This is a genomic window from Pantoea ananatis PA13, from assembly GCF_000233595.1.
GTDB classification, from domain to species: domain Bacteria; phylum Pseudomonadota; class Gammaproteobacteria; order Enterobacterales; family Enterobacteriaceae; genus Pantoea; species Pantoea ananatis.
In genome coordinates, this window is sequence record NC_017554.1 from 2673341 (window position 1) to 2695788 (window position 22448).

Here is a 22448-nt window from a genome sequence, read left to right on the forward strand (position 1 = left end):
TTAATATCGGATTGGGCGCATGAGGGACAACGGCGGAGGCTGCCGCGCCCGCGTTGGCAGGCGACATCATTATTGGGGCAGGCGTTGAAGCAGAAACACAGCATCCCGTTCGGGGCGGGATGGGTGAGCGCGTCGGCTGAGCGGATGTTATTTTTTAGGATGCCATTTATCATCATCCCCTTTTTGATATTCATGCTTTACCGCTGCCCAGGCCACCTTATGTGCAACCTCTTCACGGGATTCATCCCCACGGCGATCGTCAGGGTCTTTGTACTCTGTCCATGCGTGGTTAAAAGCCTGCTGGTAGATGTCCTGCGCGTGGGCAGGCAGAACACGTTTAACAGGCTCCGGAAGATCGCTTCGCTTATCGTAGGGCATAGCCACTCCTCAGTTAACAGGGGAATGAATAAGCCTGGCGCAGATGGCCATAAATGCAAACCGGGTTTTATTGTGCCTTCCGCGATTTTTCTCTTCAATGGCAGGTTAATGCCCCCCTTTCACTACCTTTTATGGGGCTAAATGCCAGGATAACCCTGGTAATTGCATCTTCTTCCGCCTGATTTCACAGAGGAAACGTGCGATAAGCGAAAGTTATTCGCCCTTCAAACAAAAAAAGCCTGAAAGTAAAAAGCGGTAAATTTTCACATTCATTGTGATTGAAAAGTTAAACTGCGTAACCTATAAGTTTCAATGTAATGATGGGTAAATGAATTACCCCTTTTATTCAGCAGAGAGGATGGTGAATGCCTTCACATGAAAAAACACGTCACAAAGAGTTTTCACTAATACTTCCCCTTATTGCCCTGGGCATACTCTATTTTTTTAGCGCACAAACCTCACTGCCTGTTGTGGTCGGTATTAACTTACTGGCGCTGTTGGCGATCCTCAGCAGCGCCTTCAGCGTCGTGCGCCATGCGGACGTTCTGGCTCACCGTCTGGGTGAACCCTATGGCTCGCTGATTCTCAGTCTTTCTGTGGTGATCCTCGAGGTCAGCCTGATTTCGGCGCTGATGGCCACCGGCGATGCGGCACCGGCGCTGATGCGCGATACGCTTTATTCCATCATCATGATTGTGACCGGCGGTCTGGTGGGCTTCGCGCTGTTGCTGGGTGGAAATAAATTTGCCACTCAGTATGTGAATCTGGCTGGGGTAAAACAGTATCTGATTGCCATTTTCCCGTTGGCGATTCTGGTTCTGGTGTTTCCGAATGCTCTGCCGGGTGGAAACTTCACTACGGCGCAGGCGCTGCTGATCGCTGCGATTTCTGCCGCAATGTATGGCGTTTTCTTGTTGATTCAGACTAAAACGCACCAGAGCCTGTTTATCTACGAGCACGAAGATGAAAGCGATGATGGCGATCCCCATCACGGTAAGCCTTCTGCCCACAGCAGCGTCTGGCACGCTATCTGGCTGATTATCCATCTGATTGCGGTCATTGCCGTAACCAAGATGAATGCCAACCCGCTGGAGCATTTGCTGAGCGAGATGAACGCACCTAAGCAGTTCACCGGTTTCCTGGTAGCCTTATTGATTCTTTCGCCGGAAGGGCTGGGCGCGATAAGGGCTGTATTGATGAATCAGGTTCAGCGCGCCATGAACCTGTTCTTTGGCTCGGTGCTGGCGACCATTTCACTGACGGTGCCCGCCGTCTCCATCATCGCCACCCTGACCGGACAGGAACTGATCTTTGGCCTGGAGCCGCCGCAGATGGTGATTATGATTGCGTCACTGATTCTGTGCCAGATCAGCTTCTCAACCGGCAGGACCAACGTACTGAATGGCGCGGCCCATCTGGCACTGTTTATTGGTTACCTGATGACGATAATGCTGTAATCCGCTGATCCAAGACAAAAAAAAGAGCGACTATTCGCTCTTTTTTCTTATCGGCAGCCGCTGGCTTAGTTGCTGGTATCCAGCGCCGGGAAGCTTTTGACCAAATCATCAATCGCTTTCATCTGCACCAGGAAAGGCTCCAGCTTGTCCAGTGGCAACGCCGACGGGCCATCGCACTTAGCACTGTTGGGTTCCGGATGCGCTTCGATAAACAGACCCGCAATGCCCACGGCCATACCGGCACGGGCCAGCTCTGCCACCTGAGCACGGCGCCCGCCCGAGGCGGCACCAAAAGGATCGCGGGTTTGCAGCGCGTGCGTCACGTCGAAAATGACCGGAGAATTATTGGTCACCTTCTTCATCACGTTGAAACCCAGCATATCCACAACCAGGTTGTCATAGCCGAAGTTACTGCCGCGATCGCAGAGAATGACTTTGTCATTGCCGCCTTCGGCAAACTTATCCACGATATTGCCCATCTGGCCGGGGCTGACAAACTGCGGCTTCTTGACGTTAATCACCGCGCCGGTTTTTGCCATTGCTTCGACCAGATCGGTCTGACGCGCCAGGAAAGCCGGCAGCTGAATCACATCCACGACGTCGGCAACCGGCTGGGCCTGGGATGCTTCGTGAACGTCGGTAATGATTTTCACGCCAAACGCCTGCTTCAGCGCCTGAAAAATCTTCATGCCCTCTTCCAGGCCGGGACCACGGTAAGAGTGAATTGAGGAACGGTTGGCTTTGTCAAAAGACGCTTTGAACACGTAAGGAATGCCGAGTTTGTCGGTCACTTTTACATAGTGCTCGCAGATGCGCATGGCGAGATCGTAAGATTCCAGCACGTTCATGCCGCCGAAGAGAACAAATGGCAGATCGTTTGCGACCTTGATATCACCGATACTGACGACTTTCTGTGTCATGCCCTTTCCTTATCTGGGGTGACGCTTAATGCAGCGTCACGCGTTTTTGTTCGATTGCGTGAATCTGAACTTTGATCATCTCGCTGACCGGGTCTTCAGGACACTGTTCAACGAAGTAGGTTAAGTCATTTAACGCGATATGTCCGCACTCAAGCTGAGCGTAAATTAAACCACGATCGCGAATTTCATAGGGATCGTCCGGATCAATTCGCAGAAGTACCTGACTGACGTTCAGGGCCAGCTCCATCTGCTTCTCTTCCATCAGGGCCGCTTTCAGCGTATCCAGCATCTTGCGCATGACGCTCTCGGTTTTGGCTTCGTCCAGATCGTCATCATACAGACGCGCCAGCGGACTGATATTGCCCTTCAGCCACACTTCCAGCGTGTGCGTGTCCAGGGTTTCCCCGTTAAAGGGATTTATCAGCCACTTGTCGCCGTCGAGCCAGTCGGCGCGCAGAATCAGCTGCGTCGGAAAAATCACCGGCATCAGGGGTAATTCCAGTTCAGCCGCGATATGCAGCAGGATCACGCCCAGCGATACCGCCGTGCCCTGACGGGTTTTCAACACTTTATCCAGCCAGAGCGCATCTGACAGGTTATAGACGCCGCTGGCACCGCCAAATTTCCACTGCTTGTAAAACAGCTCCAGCAGCTTTTCGAGCTTTAAATCGGCATCCTGTTCATGACTGACGTAGTCACGGGCTTCAGCCACTAACGCAGCTAACTGTTCTTCAACCGACAACGCCGGGAAATCAGTGCGGATGGCCATCGTGGCACCAATCACTGCCTCACACAGCGGTGTCTCACTGTAATCGAGTTGTTCGGTGGAGCTCATACTATCCCCAGTAACGGCATTTTACTCAGTGCCAGCTTAATGATCGTCACCAGCGCAATCAATGCCACGATAAAGGCGATCCAGCGGGTGCGGTCAGAACGTGGGCGGCGGCTTAACGCAACCGACCCAAGGGCAATATAGATAATAACGCCTAACAGCTTCTCAGTCAGCCAGCTTCCCTGAGGCGAAAACGGATAGAAATGGGTGATCATCACCAGCGATGCACCGCTCAGCAGCAACAGCGTGTCATTGACATGAGGCAGGATGCGTACCCAGCGGCGTTGCAGCATCGCAGAGCCTGTGCGCTGCCAGTAAAATCGCAGCAAAAACAGCAAAATAGTTACTGCCACGGTCAGCAGGTGCAGATTCTTGATTAGCGGATAGTAAGCAAACATCGTTCATCCATGTTGTTCTTGAGTATTCTTCAATAGCGCGCTCAGGCCGGGTGCGGGGCTGCCTGCCCAAACGTGACCCGGGGGTTACCGCCATAATCATTCGCCGTCGCCACCGACAGGTAATGATGCTGCTGCATCAAGTGGCGCACGGCTTCGTCCTGCTGCCAGCCATGCTCCAGCAGCAGCCAGCCGCCTGGCTGTAACCAGTTTATCGCCTGCTCGACCAGCAGCCGTAAATCCGCCAGGCCCGCCTCTTCCGCCACCAGCGCACTGCGTGGCTCAAAACGCACATCGCCCTCGTTAAGGTGGCGATCGTTCGCGTCGATATACGGCGGATTACTGACAATCAGGTCGAATCTGGCTGGCGCAATCTGCGCAAACCAGTGGCTTTGTATGAAGGTGGCGTTAGGTATGGCCAGATGCGCGGCGTTGCGCTGAGCCAGCGCGACCGCGGCTGGAATGCGATCGACACCGATGATGTCGCAATCCGGACGTTCGCTGGCAATCGCCAGGGCTATCGCCCCGCTTCCGGTGCCCATATCCAGGACGCGTGCGGGTGACTCAGGCAGATGCGCCAGCGCCTGCTCCACCAGTATTTCGGTGTCAGGACGGGGGATCAGCGTCGCGTCGTTCACCTGCAGCGGCAGCGACCAGAACTCCCGCTCGCCGATCAGATGCGCAACAGGTTCGCCCCGGGCGCGACGCGCCAGCAGCACGTCTAACTGTTGCAGCTGCGCTTCCGTCAGGAGAGTTTCATCAAACGCCACCAGCCAGCTGCGGGATTTGCCGGTCACAAACCCCAGCAAAATCTCTGCGTCTCGTTTCGGACTGTCGCCCCCACACAAGGTGGCGACTGCCTGTTTAAGCCAGTGACGGATATCCATCAATCCTGACCGGCCAGCGCGGCCAGTTGGTCAGCCTGATATTCCTGCACAATAGGTTCAATCAGACTGTCCAGCTTGCCTTCCATGGTTTCATCCAGACGGTAGATCGTCAGGTTGATACGATGGTCGGTGACGCGGCCCTGCGGGAAGTTATAGGTCCGAATACGGTCAGAACGGTCGCCGCTGCCCAGCAGGTTGCGGCGCGTACTGGCCTCAGCTTCGTGGCGTTTTGCCATTTCGGCCGCATGGATACGCGCGCCAAGTACGGACAGGGCTTTGGCTTTGTTTTTGTGCTGAGAACGTTCGTCCTGGCACTCCACCACAATACCGGTTGGCAGGTGGGTAATACGAATCGCAGAGTCGGTGGTGTTGACGTGCTGGCCACCGGCCCCTGAGGAGCGGAACGTATCAATTTTTAAATCAGACGGGTTGATCTCCGGCAGCTCGGCCTCCGGCAGTTCCGGCATCACCGCCACCGTACAGGCGGAAGTGTGGATGCGTCCCTGGGATTCGGTTTCTGGCACACGCTGAACGCGATGGCCGCCTGATTCGAATTTAAAGCGGCCGTAGGCGCCTTCACCCATCACGCGGGCGATCACTTCTTTGTAGCCGCCATGTTCGCCCTCGTTGGCGCTGACGATTTCAACGCGCCAGCGACGTGACTCGGCGTAACGGCTATACATCCGGAACAGATCGCCGGCAAAAATTGCCGCTTCGTCGCCGCCGGTGCCGGCCCGCACTTCCACAAAGCAGTCGCGCTCATCGTCTGGATCTTTCGGCAGCAGTAACAGCTGCAGCTGTTGCTCCAGAGACTCACTTTTTTCCCGTGCTTCCAGAAGCTCTTCCTGCGCCATATCGCGCATCTCAGGATCGTCGAGCAACATTTTAGCGGTTTCGATATCGTCCTGGTTCTGCTGCCAGTCGCGGAAGCAGCGCGTGACATCGGTCAACTGAGCATATTCACGCGACAAAGCACGAAAGCGGTCCTGATCGGCAATCACGCCGGCATCGCCCAGCATCGCTTCCACTTCTTCGTGGCGCTCCTGCAGCGCTTCCAGTTTAGCAACAATAGAGGTTTTCATTTAACTGTGGGATTCCCGTAACAGATGACGACAGCAGTGTGCCTAATCGAGACCCAGGCTGTCGCGTAAAATCTGCAGGCGTTCGCTATCGCCGTCGCGGGCGGCCTGCTGAAGAGATTTGGTTGGAGCATGAATCAAACGGTTGGTCAGCTTATGGGCCAGTTCCTGCATGACTTTCTGCGGATCTGCCCCCTGCTGCAGCGCCTGGAGCGCACGGCCTTCCAGCTCAGCGCGAATATCGTCTGCCTGCGAGCGGTACTCACGAATGGAGTTAACCGCGCCTTGCGAACGCAGCCAGGCCATAAAATCGCTGCATTCCTGCACCACAATGCTTTCGGCCTGCACCGCAGCGGCTTTACGCTGGGCAAGGTTTTGCTCAATGATGGCCTGCAGATCGTCAACGCTGTAAAGATAGGCGTTGGCTAATTTGCCCACTTCCGGCTCCACATCGCGGGGAACCGCAATATCCACCAGCAGCATCGGCTGATTACGACGCGCTTTTAACGCGCGCTCCATCATGCCTTTACCGATGATCGGCAGCGGGCTGGAGGTGGAGGTAATCACGATGTCGGCATCGGCCAGGCGGGAATCAATATCGGCCAGGCTAATCACTTCCGCACCGACTTCGTTAGCCAGCAGTTCCGCACGTTCACGGGTACGGTTCGCAATGATCAGCTTTTTCACCTGATGCTCGCTGAGATGACGGGCCACCAGTTCGATGGTTTCTCCCGCACCCACCAGCAGCACGTTCACCGTGGACAGCGACTCGAAGATTTGACGAGCCAGCGTACAGGCGGCAAAGGCCACGGAGACAGCATTGGCGCCAATATCGGTTTCGGTACGAACGCGTTTGGCCACCGAGAAGGTTTTCTGGAACATGCGTTCCAGCTCGCTGCTCAGCGCATGACCACGCTGAGAGTCGGCAAAGGCTTTTTTGACCTGCCCCAGAATCTGGGGTTCACCCAACACCAACGAGTCCAGCCCGCTGGCCACGCGCATCAGGTGGCTAACCGCCTCGTTATCCTGATGCCAGTAGAGACTGTTGCGCACGTCCGCTTCATCAAGCTGATGGTATTCACACAGCCAGCGCACCAGACGTTCCTGAAGATCGACCTGTTGCTCTACACTGAGGTACAGCTCGGTTCGGTTACAGGTAGAGAGCACGACGCCGCTCTGCACCATAGGCTGGGATAACAGGCTGTTTAAGGCCTGCTCCAGCGACTCCGGCCCGAACGCAACGCGTTCGCGCAGAGCAATGGGTGCAGTTTTGTGGTTGATTCCGAGTGCGAGCAGCGTCATAGCGTTTTAGGTTGGGTTATCCCAATAAATGTCAGGGTTTTGTGAAGCGCATTCTACAAGATGCAGCAGATCAAGAAAAGCCATACAAAGGCTATGACTGTAATAAGATTAAGCCGATCATAGCGTTTTTGCCGTATAAGAGCATTGACGGTTAAAACGCGGATGGTTAGCGTTACCTGTTATCAATTAAAAATGTGTCCGAGGAGATGACCACTTGATGCTGACTTCTACACGCAACCTGTTGCGCCTTTTACCCCTTGCCAGTGTTTTGCTGGCTGCCTGTAGCATCAATAAACCACAAGGTCCTGGCCCGAGCGTCACCGCGCCACAGTGGCAACAGCATCAGCAAGCCGTCAGCCACGTGACCCAGTATCAGACGCGCGGCGCGTTCGCCTATCTGTCGGATAAACAAAAAGTCTATGCCCGCTTTAACTGGCAGCAGACCGCGGCCGACCGCTATCGCCTGCTGTTAACCAACCCGTTAGGCAGCACCGAGCTTCAGCTGGATGCTCAGGGTTCAGTGGTGCAGATTGTGGACAACAAAGGCAAACGTTATGTCAGCAACGATGCGCAGAAGATGATTTCGCAGCTGACCGGCATGGATATCCCGCTGACCAACCTGCGCCAGTGGATGATGGGCCTGCCGGGCGATGCGACCGATTACCAGCTCAACGATCAGTACCAGCTAAGCAGCCTGACCTACAAGCATGACGGCCAGACCTGGCAGGTGACCATTGCTGACTATGACAACAAGGTCAATCCACCGCTTCCGGCCAGCCTGGAGTTAAAAGAAGGCGATCAGCGTATTAAATTACGTATGGATAACTGGACGCTGAAATGATGACCACCTGGCCTGCTCCGGCAAAACTGAATCTGTTTTTGTACATCACCGGTCGTCGGCCTGATGGTTACCATAATCTGCAAACCCTGTTTCAGTTTCTTGATTATGGCGACAGCCTGACAATCACGCCCGACACGAGCGATGAGATCAGGCTGTTAACGCCGGTGCCTGGCGTGCCGGATGCGCAAAACCTGATTGTCCGGGCGGCAGAGAGCCTCAAGTCGGCGGCGCGTGAAAACGGCAGCCTGCCTGCCAGGGCCGGTGCGCGCATTGCCATTGAAAAGCGTTTGCCCATGGGCGGCGGGCTGGGCGGCGGCTCGTCGAATGCCGCAACCGTGCTGGTTGCGCTAAACCACCTGTGGCAGACCGGCTTTTCCCCTGAGGCGCTGGCGGAGCTGGGCGTGAAACTGGGCGCCGACGTCCCGGTTTTTGTTAAAGGCTATGCCGCCTTTGCCGAAGGCGTCGGTGAGGTGCTTTCTCCAGCATCGCCTGCAGAAAAATGGTATCTTGTTGCCCATCCAGGCGTCAGCGTGGCCACGCCGGTGGTCTTCAACGATCCGGCGCTTACCCGTGACACGCCCGTGCGCAGTTTATCAGCACTTTTACAGGCTCCGTTCGTCAACGATTGCGAATCAGTAGTAAGAAAACGTTTTCGTGAGGTTGATGAGCTTGTTTCATGGCTGCTAGAATACGCGCCGTCGCGCCTGACGGGGACAGGTGCTTGTGTGTTTGCTGAATTTGACACCGAGCATGCTGCTCGCCAGGTGCTGGAACTTGCCCCACCATGGGTGCGCGGTTTTGTAGCTCGAGGCCTTAACGTCTCGCCGTTACAGCGTACTCTGCAAGGCGATTAGCGATAGCGTGACTGTGTCACCCTGTTCCAGACACAGCACGTTTCGCACTCACATACCCGTGTGAACGTTCACGACAGTATTCGCCGGTTACTGTCATGACGTTCATTCTCTGGACGCAAAGCCTGAGGTTCTTCTCGTGCCTGATATGAAGCTTTTTGCTGGTAACGCCACCCCGGAACTAGCACAACGTATTGCCAACCGCCTTTACACCAGCCTGGGAGACGCCGCCGTTGGCCGTTTCAGTGATGGCGAAGTAAGCGTACAGATTAATGAAAATGTACGCGGTGGTGATATTTTCATCATCCAGTCCACCTGTGCTCCCACCAATGATAATTTGATGGAACTGGTCGTGATGGTCGACGCGCTGCGTCGTGCTTCAGCTGGTCGTATTACCGCTGTTATCCCCTACTTTGGTTATGCCCGCCAGGACCGCCGCGTGCGCTCCGCCCGTGTGCCTATTACGGCTAAAGTTGTGGCTGACTTCCTTTCCAGCGTCGGTGTTGACCGTGTTCTGACGGTTGACCTGCACGCCGAGCAGATCCAGGGCTTCTTTGACGTCCCGGTTGATAACGTATTCGGCAGCCCGATTCTGCTGGAAGATATGTTACAAATCGGTCTGGAAAACCCGATTGTTGTGTCTCCGGACATTGGTGGCGTAGTGCGCGCTCGTGCCATTGCCAAACTGCTGAACGACACCGATATGGCAATCATCGATAAACGTCGCCCGCGTGCGAACGTTTCTCAGGTCATGCATATCATTGGTGACGTTGCGGGCCGTGACTGTGTGCTGGTCGACGACATGATCGACACCGGCGGCACACTGTGCAAAGCCGCAGAAGCGTTAAAAGAGCGCGGTGCCAAGCGCGTGTTCGCTTACGCTACGCACCCTATCTTCTCTGGCAATGCGGTGGAAAACCTGCGTAAATCTGTTATCGATCAGGTTATCGTCTGTGACACCATTCCGTTATCAGAAGAGATGAAGTCGCTGCCAAACGTCCGTACCCTGACGCTGTCAGGTATGCTGGCCGAAGCGATTCGCCGCATCAGTAACGAAGAGTCCATTTCGGCAATGTTCGAACATTAATCTTCGCAGGCCGGGCATTATGCCCGGCCTTTTCTTTTGTCTCCTGTTTATTCCCTCCGACAAAGCTGCTTGGTTTTCAGAAATTTTCATTATGAGTGACCTCAGTTATTGTCACGATCACTACGAAAAACTCTTTCGCTGAAATTATGTTATCTGGCCTTTTGCCTTTCTGAGTTGAGTGGTAATTTGCCCGCACTTTTTATTGCGATCGCCGCCCACTATGAACCTCGACGTCTTTACGTTATTTATTTGCGAACTCTACGTACTGGGGTTTATGAGCCTGATTATGATCTTTGCCTGGGTCGGATCTCACTATGACCGCATTTTGGGCTATGTCTGTGTCGCCATCGTGCTCACGCTTGTTGCCTTTTTTCTCAGCAGTTTGCGCAGCAGGGGCGACCAGTTCTTGCCGGTGGCCGTAAGCAACGTATTAGTGATGCTGGCCTACGGGGGGTTATTTAGCGCTTTTCGCACATTCTGTGGTAAATCCCCAGGCATGACCGGCTTAGCAGGGGCGGCACTGTGGTCTCTGCTCTGCCTGTTTCCGACCTTTTATTACAGCTTATCACTGCGTGTTTTGGTGCTCTGCCTGCTTTGCATCGCCTATACCGCCGCACTCATTTATCTGCTCTGGCTGGCACGCCGTGATATGAATACCACCTTTTGGCCCGCACAATTATTGCTCTGGACTCACCTGCTTTTTCACGTCGCCCGATTATTTCTGGATAACACCCGTCCTGTTGGCATACAGGGGGCGATCAGCGGTTCTGACTTTTCGATCTACGTGATTCTGGAATCCATGCTTTTCGTGATTGGCTTCACTGTCACCATATTAGCTATGGTGAATGAACGCACCCGTAATGCCCTCAAGGACGCCTCGCTTCATGACCCGCTAACCAATATCTGGAATCGTCGTGCACTGTTTTCCGGGGCGGACGCTATGATCCGGTTTTGCCTGAAGCAAAACAAAGCGCTGACGGTGGTGTTATTCGACCTTGATCATTTTAAAGGGATCAATGACCGCTACGGGCACCAGCAAGGGGATCGGGTGTTAATTGATTTTTGTAACAGGGTCTCGGGAACGCTGCCACAGGATGGCCGCTTTGCAAGACTGGGCGGTGAGGAGTTTGCAGCACTGCTGCCGCTCCGCTTTGAGCAAGCCCGAGTGTGGTGCGAACAGGTACGCCAGACCGTTCAGCATTCGCGTCCCGGCCAGATCGCCTATTCAGTCAGTATCGGTTTTGCGACTGCAGATAACGGCGAAATAGATTTTGGTCAACTGATGGCTCTGGCGGATAAAGCACTCTATCGCGCCAAAGCCAAGGGCAGAAATCGGACAGAACCTTACCTGGTTATGTCAGAAAATCTAATGTGACGAATGATGGGTGCGGCGACAGCGTTTATCGCCATAATGGCGCACCCAGTAATAGCGATCTTCTACTTTTTCACGACCGCTAATACAGGCGCCTACCAGCCATAACAGTGCGCCAAAGAAAATGCCGAACATCGCGCCCTGAGCCAGCATCTGTGGTAAATCAAGCGAAGGCAGCTGGTTGATAATCGAAAAACCGATGCCGAGAAGCATGGTCACGAGTCCAATTCCCATCAAGGCATTACCTGCCATGCGTGAGTGATGACGTTTCATCTTTCACCTCCTTTATGCGCGGTCGGATGAGCGCACACAATGTTAAACTGATAGTAGTGTAGGCAATGCCCTCAGGCTAATTTGTGCACTAACTCACATAAAGGCCAGATGATTTGTGACCAATACGTTATTCCAGTTTATTGATTTAGATGAAAAATAATTAATCACTGACACTAATAATTTCCCTGGCGCGGTCTTTGTGATCCGCGTCGCGGCACAGTAAACTATCGCCCTTGAGTTATTACAGCAGGATATTCCTTGTGAGCAGCATAAAACTGATTGTGGGCCTGGCGAATCCCGGCGCGGAATATGCCGCCACGCGCCACAATGCGGGTGCCTGGTATCTGGACTTGCTGGCTGAGCGTCACAATCAGTCGTTGAAAGAAGAAGCCAAATTTTATGGCTATACGGCACGACTGGCTTTAGCCGGTGAAGACGTGCGCTTGCTGGTGCCGACCACGTTTATGAATCTCAGCGGCAAAGCCGTGGCAGCCATGGCGACCTTCTATCGCATCGCGCCGGAAGAGATCCTGGTGGCCCATGATGAACTGGACCTTCCCCCTGGCATCGCCAAATTTAAACAAGGCGGCGGACATGGCGGGCATAACGGCCTGAAAGACATTATCAGCAAGCTCGGCAACAACAATAACTTTCACCGCCTGCGGATTGGCATCGGCCATCCCGGCGATCGCAATAAGGTCACCGGCTTTGTTTTGGGCAAGCCCCCAGCCAGCGAGCAAAAACTGATTGATGATGCCATTGACGAGGCGGCGCGCTGCACCGAACTGTGGCTAAAGGAAGACCGCATCAAGGCGATGAACCGCCTGCATGCCTTTAAGCCTGTCTAATCGCCCAGATTGTCGCGAATCTGTGTATAATGCGCGAAAATTATCTTACGTTTCCGGCGGAGCCTGCTAATGGCTCTGCCCATACAGCTATAAAGGGTACTAAACCATGGGATTCAAATGCGGTATCGTGGGCCTGCCAAATGTCGGTAAATCCACTCTTTTTAACGCGCTGACTAAAGCGGGTATTGAAGCGGCTAACTTCCCCTTCTGCACGATTGAACCCAATACTGGCGTCGTCCCTATGCCAGACCTGCGTCTGGATCAGCTGTCTGAGATCGTTAAGCCGCAGCGCGTAGTGCCCACCACCATGGAATTCGTTGATATCGCCGGCCTGGTAAAAGGCGCCTCCAAAGGTGAAGGCCTGGGCAACCAGTTCCTGACCAACATCCGTGAGACCGAAGCGATTGGTCACGTGGTGCGCTGCTTCGAGAACGACAATATCATTCACGTGAATAACAAAGTCGATCCGGCTGATGATATTGAAACCATCAACACCGAGCTGGCGCTGGCGGATCTGGACACCTGTGAACGTGCTCTGCAGCGCGTACAGAAGAAAGCCAAAGGCGGCGATAAAGACGCTAAAGCAGAACAGGCCGCACTGGAAAAATGCCTGCCGCATTTAGAAAATGCGGGCATGCTGCGCGCGCTGGATCTGACGGAAGAAGACAAGGCCGCCCTGCGTTACCTGAGTTTCCTGACGCTGAAGCCCACCATGTACATCGCCAACGTCAACGAAGACGGTTTTGAGAACAACCCCTATCTGGATAAAGTGCGCGAAATTGCGGCTAAAGAAGGTTCTGTTGTGGTGCCCGTCTGCGCCGCCGTTGAGTCCGACATCGCCGAGCTGGAAGATGAAGATCGTGATGAGTTTATGGCCGAGTTGGGCATTGAAGAGCCAGGCCTGAACCGCGTGATCCGCGCCGGTTACTCCCTGCTGAACCTGCAAACCTATTTCACCGCTGGCGTGAAAGAAGTTCGCGCATGGACTATCCCTGTCGGTGCCACCGCGCCACAGGCCGCCGGTAAAATTCATACCGACTTCGAGAAGGGCTTTATCCGTGCGCAGACCATCGCGTTCGAAGACTTTATTGCCTATAAGGGCGAGCAAGGCGCGAAAGAAGCCGGAAAAATGCGTTCAGAAGGTAAAGAGTACATTGTTAAAGATGGCGATGTGATGAACTTCTTGTTTAACGTCTAAATAAAATCTGCTGTCTCATGAGGTTTCGCTGAATCTCATATCAACGGAGAAACCATATAAAATCCATGCAATTGCGTGGATTTTTCATTTCACAATGTCTCAATTCATCTCATAACAACGCTGTCAAAAATGAGTACATGGATGAGTACAATATTCTTTCATCTTCATTTTAAGTGAGTACAATAACGGTATAATAAATAAACAAGGCCCCGTTATGCTCACTGATACATAATGCTGCACTGATCCTACCCGCGTAATGTGGACACGGCTCTAAGCGAGGTTCTGGTTTTCAAACTGTTCCGGACTGAGACCGCCGCAGGCCCTGTGGCGTCGCCAGCGATTGTAATCACACTCGATATAACTAAACACCGCCGTCCGCATCGTTTCCCGGCTGGCAAAGCGCTCGCCATGGATACATTCCACATTCAGGGAGTGGAAGAAGCTTTCCGCGCAGGCATTGTCATAACAGTTCCCCTTTGCACTCATGCTACCACGCAGGTTGTACCGCTTTAGCAGAGTCTGATAATCCACTGAACAGTATTGCCCGCCACGATCTGTTTGTACGATGACATTTTCCGGGCGTTTACGCCGCCACAGTGCAGTGCCATTTGCAGCGCATCACAGGCCAGTTGCGCTGTCATCCGTGATGACATCGACCAGCCGATAACTGCCCGCGACCACAGGTCGATGACCACCGTTAGATATAACCAGCCCTCGTCGGTACGTAACTATGTGATGTCTCCTGACCACTTCTGGTTCGGGCCGCTGGCGCTGAAATCCTGCTTCAGCAGATTCTCCGACACCGGCAGGCCATGCTCACGGTAGCTGACCGGGCTGAACTTCCTGGCAGCTTTTGCTCTGGGCCCCTGACGGCGCAGGCTCGCAGCCACGGTTTTCACGTTAAACTTCCGCCCCTGCTCACGAAGTTCATCCGCCAGCCGGGGAGCACCGTAACGCTGCTTTGCGCGGGTGAATGCTTCCCGGACGGCGCTGTCGCAGCCACGCCGGAACTGCTGATGGGCGCTGACGACCGTGCGCCGTTTACGCCAGGCATACCAGCTGCTGCGGGCAACCCGCAGTACCCGTCACATCGCCTTAATGCTGAATTCAGCCTGATGCTGTTGGATAAAGACATACTTCATTTCAGGCGCTTCGCGAAGTATGTCGCGGCCTTTTGGAGAATGGCCAGCTCCTCATCACGCTGCGCCAGTTGCCGCTTGAGGCGGGCAATCTCAGCAGCCTGTTCGCTCTCTCGTTCAGAAGACGTTGCCTGGCTCTGCTGTTTGCTGCGCCAGTTACAGAGCTGCGGCTCATACAGGCTGAGTTCGCGTGCGGCAGCGGCAACGCCGATGTGTTCAGCGAGTTTAAGGGCTTCATCGCGAAATTCCGGCGTGTATTGTTTGCGGGGCTTTTTACAGACTGGTACGGATTTTGTCATGTGAGCTAACTCTGGTTGAGAGTTTACTCACTTAGTCGCGTGTCCACTATAGCTGGGTAAGATTTTATTCGGTCTTATGAACAATGTAGACATTGCCCGTTGAAAAAAAACTGTTAAATTCGCTGCGTAACAGTTGACATATTAATTTTTAAAATATATTTTTTCATTGGTACTGTAGTCGAGTTGGTTAAGACGCCTGCTTATTATCTTAGATTTTATCGCAGGAGATCTTGGGTTCGAGCCCCAACGGTACCATCACATTTTTTGAGGTTTATTTGTGGAAAGCGAAGGCTTAAAACAATTTTTAAAGTCAGTTGGTAATTCAGTATTCCTTCTTAATACAATTTGCGTTGGGCTTGATGGTGTTGCTAATGGCGTGGTGACAAAATCCGACGAACTTACAATCTCCTGGAATCCTAGAGACCCTAAAGCTACTGCTCTTAGTGCCAGGGCACATGCAATAAAATCTTCACTTGTCTTCGTTGAAGAGTCTCTTCTAAATTACATATCATTTATTGGCAATTGCGCGAATCAAAGTAGTTCTATTCAAACTGCTTGTGCTGCTGATGGTGCAGTTGAAAAAATTACAAAATTATCTAAGCAAGTTCATAATATTTTGCCTTATTGGGAGCCCATGGTTGTTCTTCTCATACGCTGGAGGAACAAGATAGTGCACGATAGTAACACTGATTTATCTGCCCACTATCGGAAAGTTTTGATTAACCATGAGGCGGACATCAGAGAAAATCATGCAGCAATATCGATTAGTGAAACATTAAATAATTTTGACTCTGGTCGAATTACGCTAAAAGATTTTTCTACACTAATAGCCATTACTATCAGATTTATTCGTCATATTGACGATGAATTAACTCCAACTATTTCAAGTATTGAGTCTTTCGCCGCGATTATTAATGAAAAAAAACTTGAGGTTATCTATAAAAACATTCTTGGCGTTAATGGAAAAGACAATCAAGAACGTAAGTTTTATAAGTTTATTAATAACAACTTTCCCAGCATTTCGCAGGTAGATAAAGAGTTTCTCTTCATAAACAGATTCAAAGTAAAAGAAAAAATTGAACAGTTGTATGTACAAGGAATCGTTTGATGCCTGTATAAAGTATAATACGGCGGTTTATTGATTGTGAGTAATGATATGAATAATAATGTGAAGTTGATGTATTTATTGACAGTGCAATAAAAATAGTTATAACTCTCAGTACTTATGCTATGAGTCTCAAGCCAAGTCAATGTTTGGCGTGAGTAGATTACATGCTTTTTTATAAGCCTGATACGTTTATTTAGAACTGACCTTTACCTTCATCATTTTTCTGAATTCGGTAGGTGATTGGTAGAGAATTTTTCAGGTCTGGTTTTGTGAATGTTAAATCAGCCGCACACTGATAGACATCAAGGCCTGATTCGTGGCTTATTGTTCTGACATTTTCAACAGAAATATGCACATCCTTATCCAGTGTCATACCTTTCTGGATTGTCTTTCTGGCGATATCCACGACCAGATTTTTTGCGTCATCACAACTACACTTTGGCGTTTTCTCGCCACAACCAGCCAGTTAACCAACGGTTATTAGTATCAGAATTATTGTTCTTTTCATCTATAGTTGCTTAGTTAATTAAAGCTACTTTTATTTCTTATTAAATAGACTGTAAGTAACCCTGAAATCCGCGCCATTCTCTTTTAGAGAGTGGTTACGCTACCTTGGAAGCGAGCATAGAGATCTATGGGCCTGCGCCCATTCCTGATGATTCAGGATTTAGTGAACTTCCGCTTCTCGCTCAAAGACGCCTGTCAATTTAGCTGGATATTGGATGCATTATTTTGTCAGAGATGACAGTAGTAAAATGTAAGTGGGTAGTCAAGTGAATGCAAATATCCAAATGGTCTACTAAACGTGTTTAAATGTATTTTTTTGTAGTAACATCCTTTCGACCCATCCGTGCAATCAGTGAACTGGACTGAAAATATCTGTAACCAGAAGCCATCATAGTAGCAATACTGCCCAAAAGACAAGACAGGCGGGGCTACAAGGTTACACATGCTATTAGCATACCTTTGCATTGAGCCACAAACAATTTAACTGTATATGCCACAATTTTGCCACACACACAACGCGCAAAAATGCACATTCGTGTTAAAAAAAGCAAAAAAATGCAACGGTAACCAGATGATTTTATTATAAAAGATGGTGCGATAATAGGAACAAAACCTGATTTATATAACATTGATAATATTAACTAATATCCTGTTTCAACTATCTACATGCCCCCAATGATGCCCCCATATATTTTTCTGCCCTAAATGACAGAGTGTTTTTTGACCAACTTAATACTTCATCTTGAACGCTTCGGCTATCATCCCGATCTTATGCATATAGTTATTGTTGCGCGCCATTTTATGCGCTTCAGGTTTCAGGATGATAATCAGCAGATAGGCATCGGGATCCATCGCACCTTGGCAGTATACCAAATGCGCCTGATCGCTGGTTCGTTTGAACTGACGTAAAAACTTCGGGAAAGGGGCATCCGCATCGGCAAGATGAATGTGGGCCACCTGCTCTTCTTTTACCAAGGGATAGGTGCGGTCATCATCATAAGGCGCATCACGCCCAAAGGTATCTGGCAACACGCCATCCTTTTTATAGGACAGAAAATCCGCTGCTAAATCATCAAGCTCTTGTTGGCTTAATTGTTGACGGATCAGTGCTGACTTGAAAATCCTGATACTCATTCCGTGAACTCGGTCAGATCCTTGTCAGAGGGGTTTTGCAGCAGTTTGTGTCCACTATCCGCAATATCACTTAAACGTTCAGCCGTTGGCCTGAAACGCGCAGCAGCATGCACCCGACCCTGCTTTTCTTCCAACAGATCGAGCAGCTCTTCAAAAACCTTGGCACTGACCATGTAACCAGCGGGACGGTTGTTGGAAAGAACGGCAACCGGTTCATCAATAAAATATTTCGCCGGGTTCTTTCTTAACTCGGTGATGTTGATAGATTTTTCTGCGAGAATGCGTTCCATAGATCACCTTAAAACGTGTTTTATTACATACATTATAATGCACAACAAATTGTGCATCAATTTTTTGTTTATAAAATATACGGAGGGAATTGAAGCCTGCCAATGATCACAAGATGAGCTAAAAAAGCGTGGTAGTGTTTACGTTGCCAAAACAAGACCAGCTGTAAGGCTTAGTGTAAAACCAACCCTTCGGCTAATAAAAATTTTTAAGTGCAGTTATTTTTATTTATAATAGCCAGTTAGCAGCCGTTAAATTTAGGCTTCTATCGCGGCAATAAATTAACAAGGAGTGTCTATGCTTAAGCATCACTTGAACACTGTTTGCGACGATGTCTGGGATAAAATTGGAAATGGAAAGAAATACGGAATTTCCCAAGGAGAGGAAACTCTTACTGATAATATTTTACTATATCTTGCATCGCAAAATCTTTCTGAAATAAAAATCATTCAAACACCTAAAGATGTGGAAAGTGTAAAAGGAACAGATTGGGAGTGGTGGATTGGCAATCGCAACCAAGGCTATTTACGATACGCTGTCCAAGCGAAAAAACTTGATGCTAAATCTAATCGTTACACCTCTTTGAATCACAAAGTTGGTGTAGGGACAAGTGCATTGTTTCAGCATGATATCCTTGAACAATATGCACAGGCCAATCAGGCAATTCCTTTATATGTTTTTTACAATCATTTAGATCCTAGTAATTGTCCAAATGAATGGAATTGCCCACATGATTTTGATTTAACAAAGCTTGGTTGTACCGTCACTCCCTTAAAAAATATTAAAACGGCTCTTAAAAATAGAGGCTGGAGAACGTTCGAAAAGATACACCAGTTCCCTGAAACAGTGCCGCTACGATGTCTTGCCGAGTGTCCAAACATAGCTTTTGCACCTGAGCAGAATGGAACGATAAATATTCAGCGTTTCGAGATAGAAGCAAAGGTCTATAAGAATCCTTGGGGGTGGATTAGTGAAATGGGCCACCTAAGTTCTTTCAAACAAATGCCCAGTGAGTATTACGATCACGAGTTGGGATTTTATCCAAGGCGAATTTTACTTATAGATACCGATGAAAAATTAAACGAGTAAATACAGCGGGCTTTAACGCCCGCTTCTCATTCAGATATACCTTGGTTCAGCTTTTTAATCTGTATAGTTGAGTGATGATAGCTCAAAAAAGACAGAATACCCAAAAAACTGGTACAAATTCAGATAATAAACAGTCTTGTTTTTTCATTTATTATTTTTACTGATACTCATTAAAAACAGATTAGCCATCATTTAATTTATAAAGATGTCAGAACAAGCGTATTGTTGTTTCCACCATTTCTGCAGGCTTCAGTCATTGAAGCAAGTTTTAGGCCGGTTCACCGTTCGGACGTGAAAAACATGATTAGGACTTAGATTTATTTAAAACACTTTCGATATAGGCTTGGCCTTGTGCTCTGTAGGCATCAACATCATTTTCATGAAGATTCGGGATATCAAGCAGAATCCCAAAGACCAGTTCCTTATCTACATAACCAATATCACATCCTAAAACTTTGGCAACCTCTGCACCGAAAATAATTTTCTGACGGGTATTTTCTTTTTTCGTTTGTTGTTTCTTTTTAGCTTCCAAGAAGTATAGGCGTTCCTGTGCTGAAGCTATTTGTTGTTTAATCGTCTTTGTTGTCATTATTCATCTCCCCAATATTTTTTCTTGTTGAAATAAGGGATGTCAGCATAGTCATAACTATTACCAATCTGTTTCTTGATTGATTTTATTTTCATCTTGAACTGTTGCTTTATCTGGCGCTGCCTTGCTTTATCCCTTATGTTAACTACTATTTTTTCTGCTTCTAAATAGGCTTGTTCTGTATCGGTATAGATGCCATCATCAAGAAGTCGCTTGGCTTCCCAATCAATGGCTTCATCATTATTTTTATACATTAAACCTCCTTGCGTTTGTTATAAATTATCCTTTACCATATTTTGAATAATTATCAACACAGGAAACTAATTATATTTTATAAAACAAAAAATCATAAGACTGGTATTTAAAGCTCATGCCGCAGCATTAATGCCAATTAAAATTAATGCTGTCTCATCCAACTCATCTAACTTCATATCATACTCCTTTTCACGTTTTATTTTATTTAACCTATATCACTTACGTTGGCAAGCTCAGTTATTAGCCACTATATAATTAACTTAATCGATTATATATGAGCGATTAAGTAGATTAAGCATTTATATGTGAGAGCTTAAGAGTATCAGAATATTCATACTATAAGGATGTGACGGTCTGACCAGTTGAATGAAATGCAAAAATCATGGCGGAAAATTAAATTAAGCAACACTACACAATAGTAACTACTAACTATTTCGTCTAATGCTCACCACGTTACTTAATTTTTTTCGTTAGTGTTTTTAATTTTACCTGTTAGTTTTTCACTCTAATTTTCCATCTTAAGCTGTGAATTGTGCAACAGGGAAAACTACATATAAAACCATCCAAAACCCCTCTGTTTAATATAGCGGAATACTTCGCCCTTTCATCCATATAGCGCCGCTTAATTTGGCGTTTTGTTCTGTTCTGGTTTTACAGACATTCATATATTTCGTATTAATTAAGTAAGCGGTTTTTACATTGCTAGAAAAAACAATGCCCACTTATACACTCACTTCGTGAGCGTGTGGGCCCTACCGGGGGTTGCCTGCCGCAAGCTAAAAGCAAAACCAAGATCAAGACATAGAGTTTTTCTTGCAAAAAACTAATAGCAGCATGGTTATATTTGAGGTTAATTAGTATATGGCGATATTTCATCTGGAGTTTAAAATTGTGAAACGTTCTGAGGGCATGTCTTCCTGTAGGAAGGCTGCCTACCATGCGCGTTGCAAAATAACAGATGATCGCACAGGCAACACATATGATTTCAGCCACAGATCAGATTTATTCTATCATCAGATATTAGCACCTGCTCCCGCACCCGCCCATATTATTGAAAGCTCTACCGCCCTATGGAATGAAGTAGAAAAGGTTGAGCGTCAGAAAGATGGTCAAACAGCCCGTTATTTTGATGTTGCTATTCCCTGTGAGCTTAACAATGAAGATAAAATAAAATTGGTTGTTGAATACTGCCAGAAAATTTTCGTTGATAAGGGCATGATTGCAGATATCGCCTTTCACGATCTCGATGGCACTAATCCTCATGCACATGTGATGTTGACATTAAAATCGATCACCGCCGATGGCTTCGGTAAAAAAGAAAGAAGCTGGAACGACAAGAAAAACGTGATCCTTTGGCGCGAATCATGGTCAGTGATTGCCAATCGCTATCTTACTGCTGCTGGCAGTAATGAACGTATTGATCATCGCTCTATTGATGCTCAACACGCTGAAACACTCGAAAACGCTGCTATTACATTGGATGTTGAAGAAAAAGCGTTATGGCTTGCCAAGGCAACATTGACCAGCCGTCCACCAATGCAGCGTGTTCATCGTGCCAAATGGAACAGTAAGCACGTTCAGGAGAATCGTGCTGCTGAACAGGCTGTTCGTGATGAGATGAAACAAGAAGCTCAGGCCACATACAACACCTTCAAAGATTTAGATCTGCAGATCGTTGTTGACCTTAAAAGCTTTACCGTATCAGAAATGCCTGAGCCTGTTGAAATCGTATTGCCTGAAACAGGTTCGCAGTCGTCATCATCCGAAGAGCAACAGCCTGTTCTGGTTGCCCCTACACCTCATACACGCACTACACTGAAAACCCCGTCCTCTACAACGGCCAGAGCGGTTAAACGCGCTCCTGTTAAAAGTAAGAGAAAGCAGGTTAAACCTCGTCAAGATGGTTTGTTCAAGCGTTTCACCCTACTGGTGGTTGAATATATAAGGGAGAAATTCGTCTGGGCCAAGAAGAAGCCCGTTGCCTCTGATGTTGAGCACGATAAACGTATTGCCGAAAACTACGTGTTTGATGAGGTACTGGGGATCTATGTTCCACGCGCTGAACATGAGAGACGCGCAAGGTTCAACAGTGATGATTATAAGCCAACCAAGGAGGAGATAAGGCGTTTTCCAAGCCGTGCGGTTAAACCAGCCCAACTTGATAGCGATCTCGACTACAGACCTATTCCGGCGACCAGAAAAAAATCATCTGGGCCAAAGTTTGATACGAGTAGAATTCGAGTGAAATAGCATCTAAAATCCTTATAGCTAAATAGCTGCACCTAATACCACTACACCTGCCGTTTACTGATGTTGTGTA

At 49.1% G+C, this 22448-nt stretch carries 23 protein-coding genes and 2 pseudogenes; 11 read left to right on the plus strand and 14 right to left on the minus strand.

Features of this window, described 5'->3' with window-relative positions; genetic code table 11:
• Window positions 1-147: 147 nt before the first annotated feature.
• A complete protein-coding gene (gene chaB, locus PAGR_RS12560) occupies window positions 148-378 on the minus strand; it encodes a putative cation transport regulator ChaB (protein ID WP_014605995.1) in 231 nt (76 codons plus the stop codon).
• Between the two features lie 365 nt (window positions 379-743).
• On the opposite strand from chaB, the gene chaA reads away from it, so the two are divergent.
• A complete protein-coding gene (gene chaA / locus PAGR_RS12565) occupies window positions 744-1835 on the plus strand; it encodes a sodium-potassium/proton antiporter ChaA (RefSeq protein ID WP_013025529.1) in 1092 nt (363 codons plus the stop codon).
• 65 nt (window positions 1836-1900) lie between these two features.
• Here chaA and kdsA read toward each other — a convergent pair whose 3' ends face one another.
• From kdsA to hemA, 6 genes are read right to left on the minus strand one after another with little or no spacing between them, the layout of a single operon-like run.
• Window positions 1901-2755: a 3-deoxy-8-phosphooctulonate synthase gene (gene kdsA / locus PAGR_RS12570; protein WP_013025528.1), complete on the minus strand. Its 855-nt coding sequence runs from the start codon at window positions 2753-2755 to the stop codon at window positions 1901-1903.
• A gap of 25 nt (window positions 2756-2780) precedes the next feature.
• Window positions 2781-3590: an invasion regulator SirB1 gene (sirB1, locus tag PAGR_RS12575; RefSeq protein WP_014605996.1), complete on the minus strand. Its 810-nt coding sequence runs from the start codon at window positions 3588-3590 to the stop codon at window positions 2781-2783.
• A complete protein-coding gene (locus PAGR_RS12580; RefSeq protein WP_013025526.1) occupies window positions 3587-3985 on the minus strand; it encodes a SirB2 family protein in 399 nt (132 codons plus the stop codon). The genes sirB1 and PAGR_RS12580 overlap by 4 nt, the downstream gene beginning before the upstream one ends.
• A gap of 41 nt (window positions 3986-4026) precedes the next feature.
• Window positions 4027-4869: a peptide chain release factor N(5)-glutamine methyltransferase gene (gene prmC / locus PAGR_RS12585; protein WP_014605997.1), complete on the minus strand. Its 843-nt coding sequence runs from the start codon at window positions 4867-4869 to the stop codon at window positions 4027-4029.
• A complete protein-coding gene (gene prfA, locus PAGR_RS12590) occupies window positions 4869-5951 on the minus strand; it encodes a peptide chain release factor 1 (protein ID WP_013025524.1) in 1083 nt (360 codons plus the stop codon). Before prfA ends, prmC begins: the two co-directional genes overlap by 1 nt.
• 42 nt (window positions 5952-5993) lie before the next feature.
• On the minus strand, window positions 5994-7250 hold the full coding sequence (gene hemA, locus PAGR_RS12595; RefSeq protein ID WP_014605998.1) for a glutamyl-tRNA reductase: 1257 nt from the start codon (window positions 7248-7250) through the stop codon (window positions 5994-5996).
• 217 nt (window positions 7251-7467) lie between these two features.
• Between hemA and lolB the strand changes: the two genes are divergently transcribed.
• The 4 genes from lolB to PAGR_RS12615 all read left to right on the plus strand — a co-directional run bounded on the left by lolB (window position 7468) and on the right by PAGR_RS12615 (window position 11404).
• Window positions 7468-8091, plus strand: coding sequence for a lipoprotein insertase outer membrane protein LolB (gene lolB / locus PAGR_RS12600; RefSeq protein ID WP_014605999.1), 624 nt, complete (start codon window positions 7468-7470; stop codon window positions 8089-8091).
• Window positions 8088-8945 (plus strand): 4-(cytidine 5'-diphospho)-2-C-methyl-D-erythritol kinase, encoded by an 858-nt coding sequence (ispE, locus tag PAGR_RS12605; protein WP_013025521.1) that lies wholly within the window; start codon window positions 8088-8090, stop codon window positions 8943-8945. The genes lolB and ispE overlap by 4 nt, the downstream gene beginning before the upstream one ends.
• Before the next feature lie 136 nt (window positions 8946-9081).
• Window positions 9082-10029 (plus strand): ribose-phosphate diphosphokinase, encoded by a 948-nt coding sequence (gene prs, locus PAGR_RS12610; protein ID WP_006118899.1) that lies wholly within the window; start codon window positions 9082-9084, stop codon window positions 10027-10029.
• A gap of 220 nt (window positions 10030-10249) precedes the next feature.
• The gene (locus PAGR_RS12615; protein ID WP_014606000.1) at window positions 10250-11404 is read left to right on the plus strand and encodes a GGDEF domain-containing protein; all 1155 of its coding nucleotides are present in this window, start codon (window positions 10250-10252) and stop codon (window positions 11402-11404) included.
• On the opposite strand, the gene ychH is transcribed toward PAGR_RS12615, so the two are convergent.
• Window positions 11396-11674, minus strand: a complete 279-nt coding sequence (gene ychH / locus PAGR_RS12620; protein ID WP_013025519.1) for a stress-induced protein YchH — start codon at window positions 11672-11674, stop codon at window positions 11396-11398. The two genes, PAGR_RS12615 and ychH, sit on opposite strands and share 9 nt — an antisense overlap.
• A 260-nt stretch (window positions 11675-11934) precedes the next feature.
• Between ychH and pth the strand changes: the two genes are divergently transcribed.
• Both pth and ychF read left to right on the plus strand, forming a co-directional pair.
• Window positions 11935-12522, plus strand: coding sequence for an aminoacyl-tRNA hydrolase (pth, locus tag PAGR_RS12625; protein ID WP_014606001.1), 588 nt, complete (start codon window positions 11935-11937; stop codon window positions 12520-12522).
• Window positions 12523-12628: 106 nt separating this feature from the next.
• Window positions 12629-13720 carry a redox-regulated ATPase YchF gene (ychF, locus tag PAGR_RS12630; protein WP_013025517.1) on the plus strand — a complete coding sequence of 364 codons (1092 nt, stop codon included), beginning with the start codon at window positions 12629-12631 and terminating at the stop codon, window positions 13718-13720.
• Window positions 13721-13990: 270 nt separating this feature from the next.
• Here the strand turns inward: ychF and PAGR_RS23525 are convergent.
• Window positions 13991-15158, minus strand: a pseudogene (locus PAGR_RS23525) (IS3 family transposase).
• A gap of 168 nt (window positions 15159-15326) precedes the next feature.
• Between PAGR_RS23525 and PAGR_RS12650 the strand changes: the two are divergent.
• Both PAGR_RS12650 and PAGR_RS12655 read left to right on the plus strand, forming a co-directional pair.
• Window positions 15327-15413, plus strand: a pseudogene (locus PAGR_RS12650).
• Between the two features lie 22 nt (window positions 15414-15435).
• Complete coding sequence (locus PAGR_RS12655; protein WP_014606003.1) at window positions 15436-16266, plus strand: hypothetical protein; 831 nt, start codon at window positions 15436-15438, stop codon at window positions 16264-16266.
• 193 nt (window positions 16267-16459) lie between these two features.
• Here the strand turns inward: PAGR_RS12655 and PAGR_RS24135 are convergent, their stop codons facing one another.
• The 3 genes from PAGR_RS24135 to yafN all read right to left on the minus strand — a co-directional run bounded on the left by PAGR_RS24135 (window position 16460) and on the right by yafN (window position 18197).
• Entirely contained in the window at window positions 16460-16639 is a 180-nt protein-coding gene (locus tag PAGR_RS24135; protein WP_014606004.1) for a hypothetical protein, read from the minus strand.
• An 863-nt stretch (window positions 16640-17502) separates the two neighbouring features.
• Window positions 17503-17907 carry a type II toxin-antitoxin system YafO family toxin gene (locus PAGR_RS12665; RefSeq protein ID WP_014606005.1) on the minus strand — a complete coding sequence of 135 codons (405 nt, stop codon included), beginning with the start codon at window positions 17905-17907 and terminating at the stop codon, window positions 17503-17505.
• Window positions 17904-18197: a type I toxin-antitoxin system antitoxin YafN gene (gene yafN / locus PAGR_RS12670; protein ID WP_014606006.1), complete on the minus strand. Its 294-nt coding sequence runs from the start codon at window positions 18195-18197 to the stop codon at window positions 17904-17906. Before yafN ends, PAGR_RS12665 begins: the two co-directional genes overlap by 4 nt.
• A 295-nt stretch (window positions 18198-18492) precedes the next feature.
• Here yafN and PAGR_RS24140 point away from each other — a divergent pair, with 295 nt between their 5' ends.
• A complete protein-coding gene (locus tag PAGR_RS24140; protein ID WP_014606007.1) occupies window positions 18493-19284 on the plus strand; it encodes a DUF6615 family protein in 792 nt (263 codons plus the stop codon).
• 304 nt (window positions 19285-19588) lie between these two features.
• Here the strand turns inward: PAGR_RS24140 and PAGR_RS12680 are convergent, their stop codons facing one another.
• On the minus strand, window positions 19589-19873 hold the full coding sequence (locus PAGR_RS12680) for a conjugal transfer protein TraD (protein WP_014606008.1): 285 nt from the start codon (window positions 19871-19873) through the stop codon (window positions 19589-19591).
• Window positions 19873-20127, minus strand: a complete 255-nt coding sequence (locus tag PAGR_RS12685) for a hypothetical protein (RefSeq protein WP_014606009.1) — start codon at window positions 20125-20127, stop codon at window positions 19873-19875. The genes PAGR_RS12680 and PAGR_RS12685 overlap by 1 nt, the downstream gene beginning before the upstream one ends.
• Window positions 20128-20989: 862 nt before the next feature.
• Between PAGR_RS12685 and mobQ the strand changes: the two genes are divergently transcribed.
• Window positions 20990-22378, plus strand: a complete 1389-nt coding sequence (gene mobQ, locus PAGR_RS12690) for a MobQ family relaxase (protein WP_014606010.1) — start codon at window positions 20990-20992, stop codon at window positions 22376-22378.
• The last annotated feature ends 70 nt before the right edge of the window (window positions 22379-22448 follow it).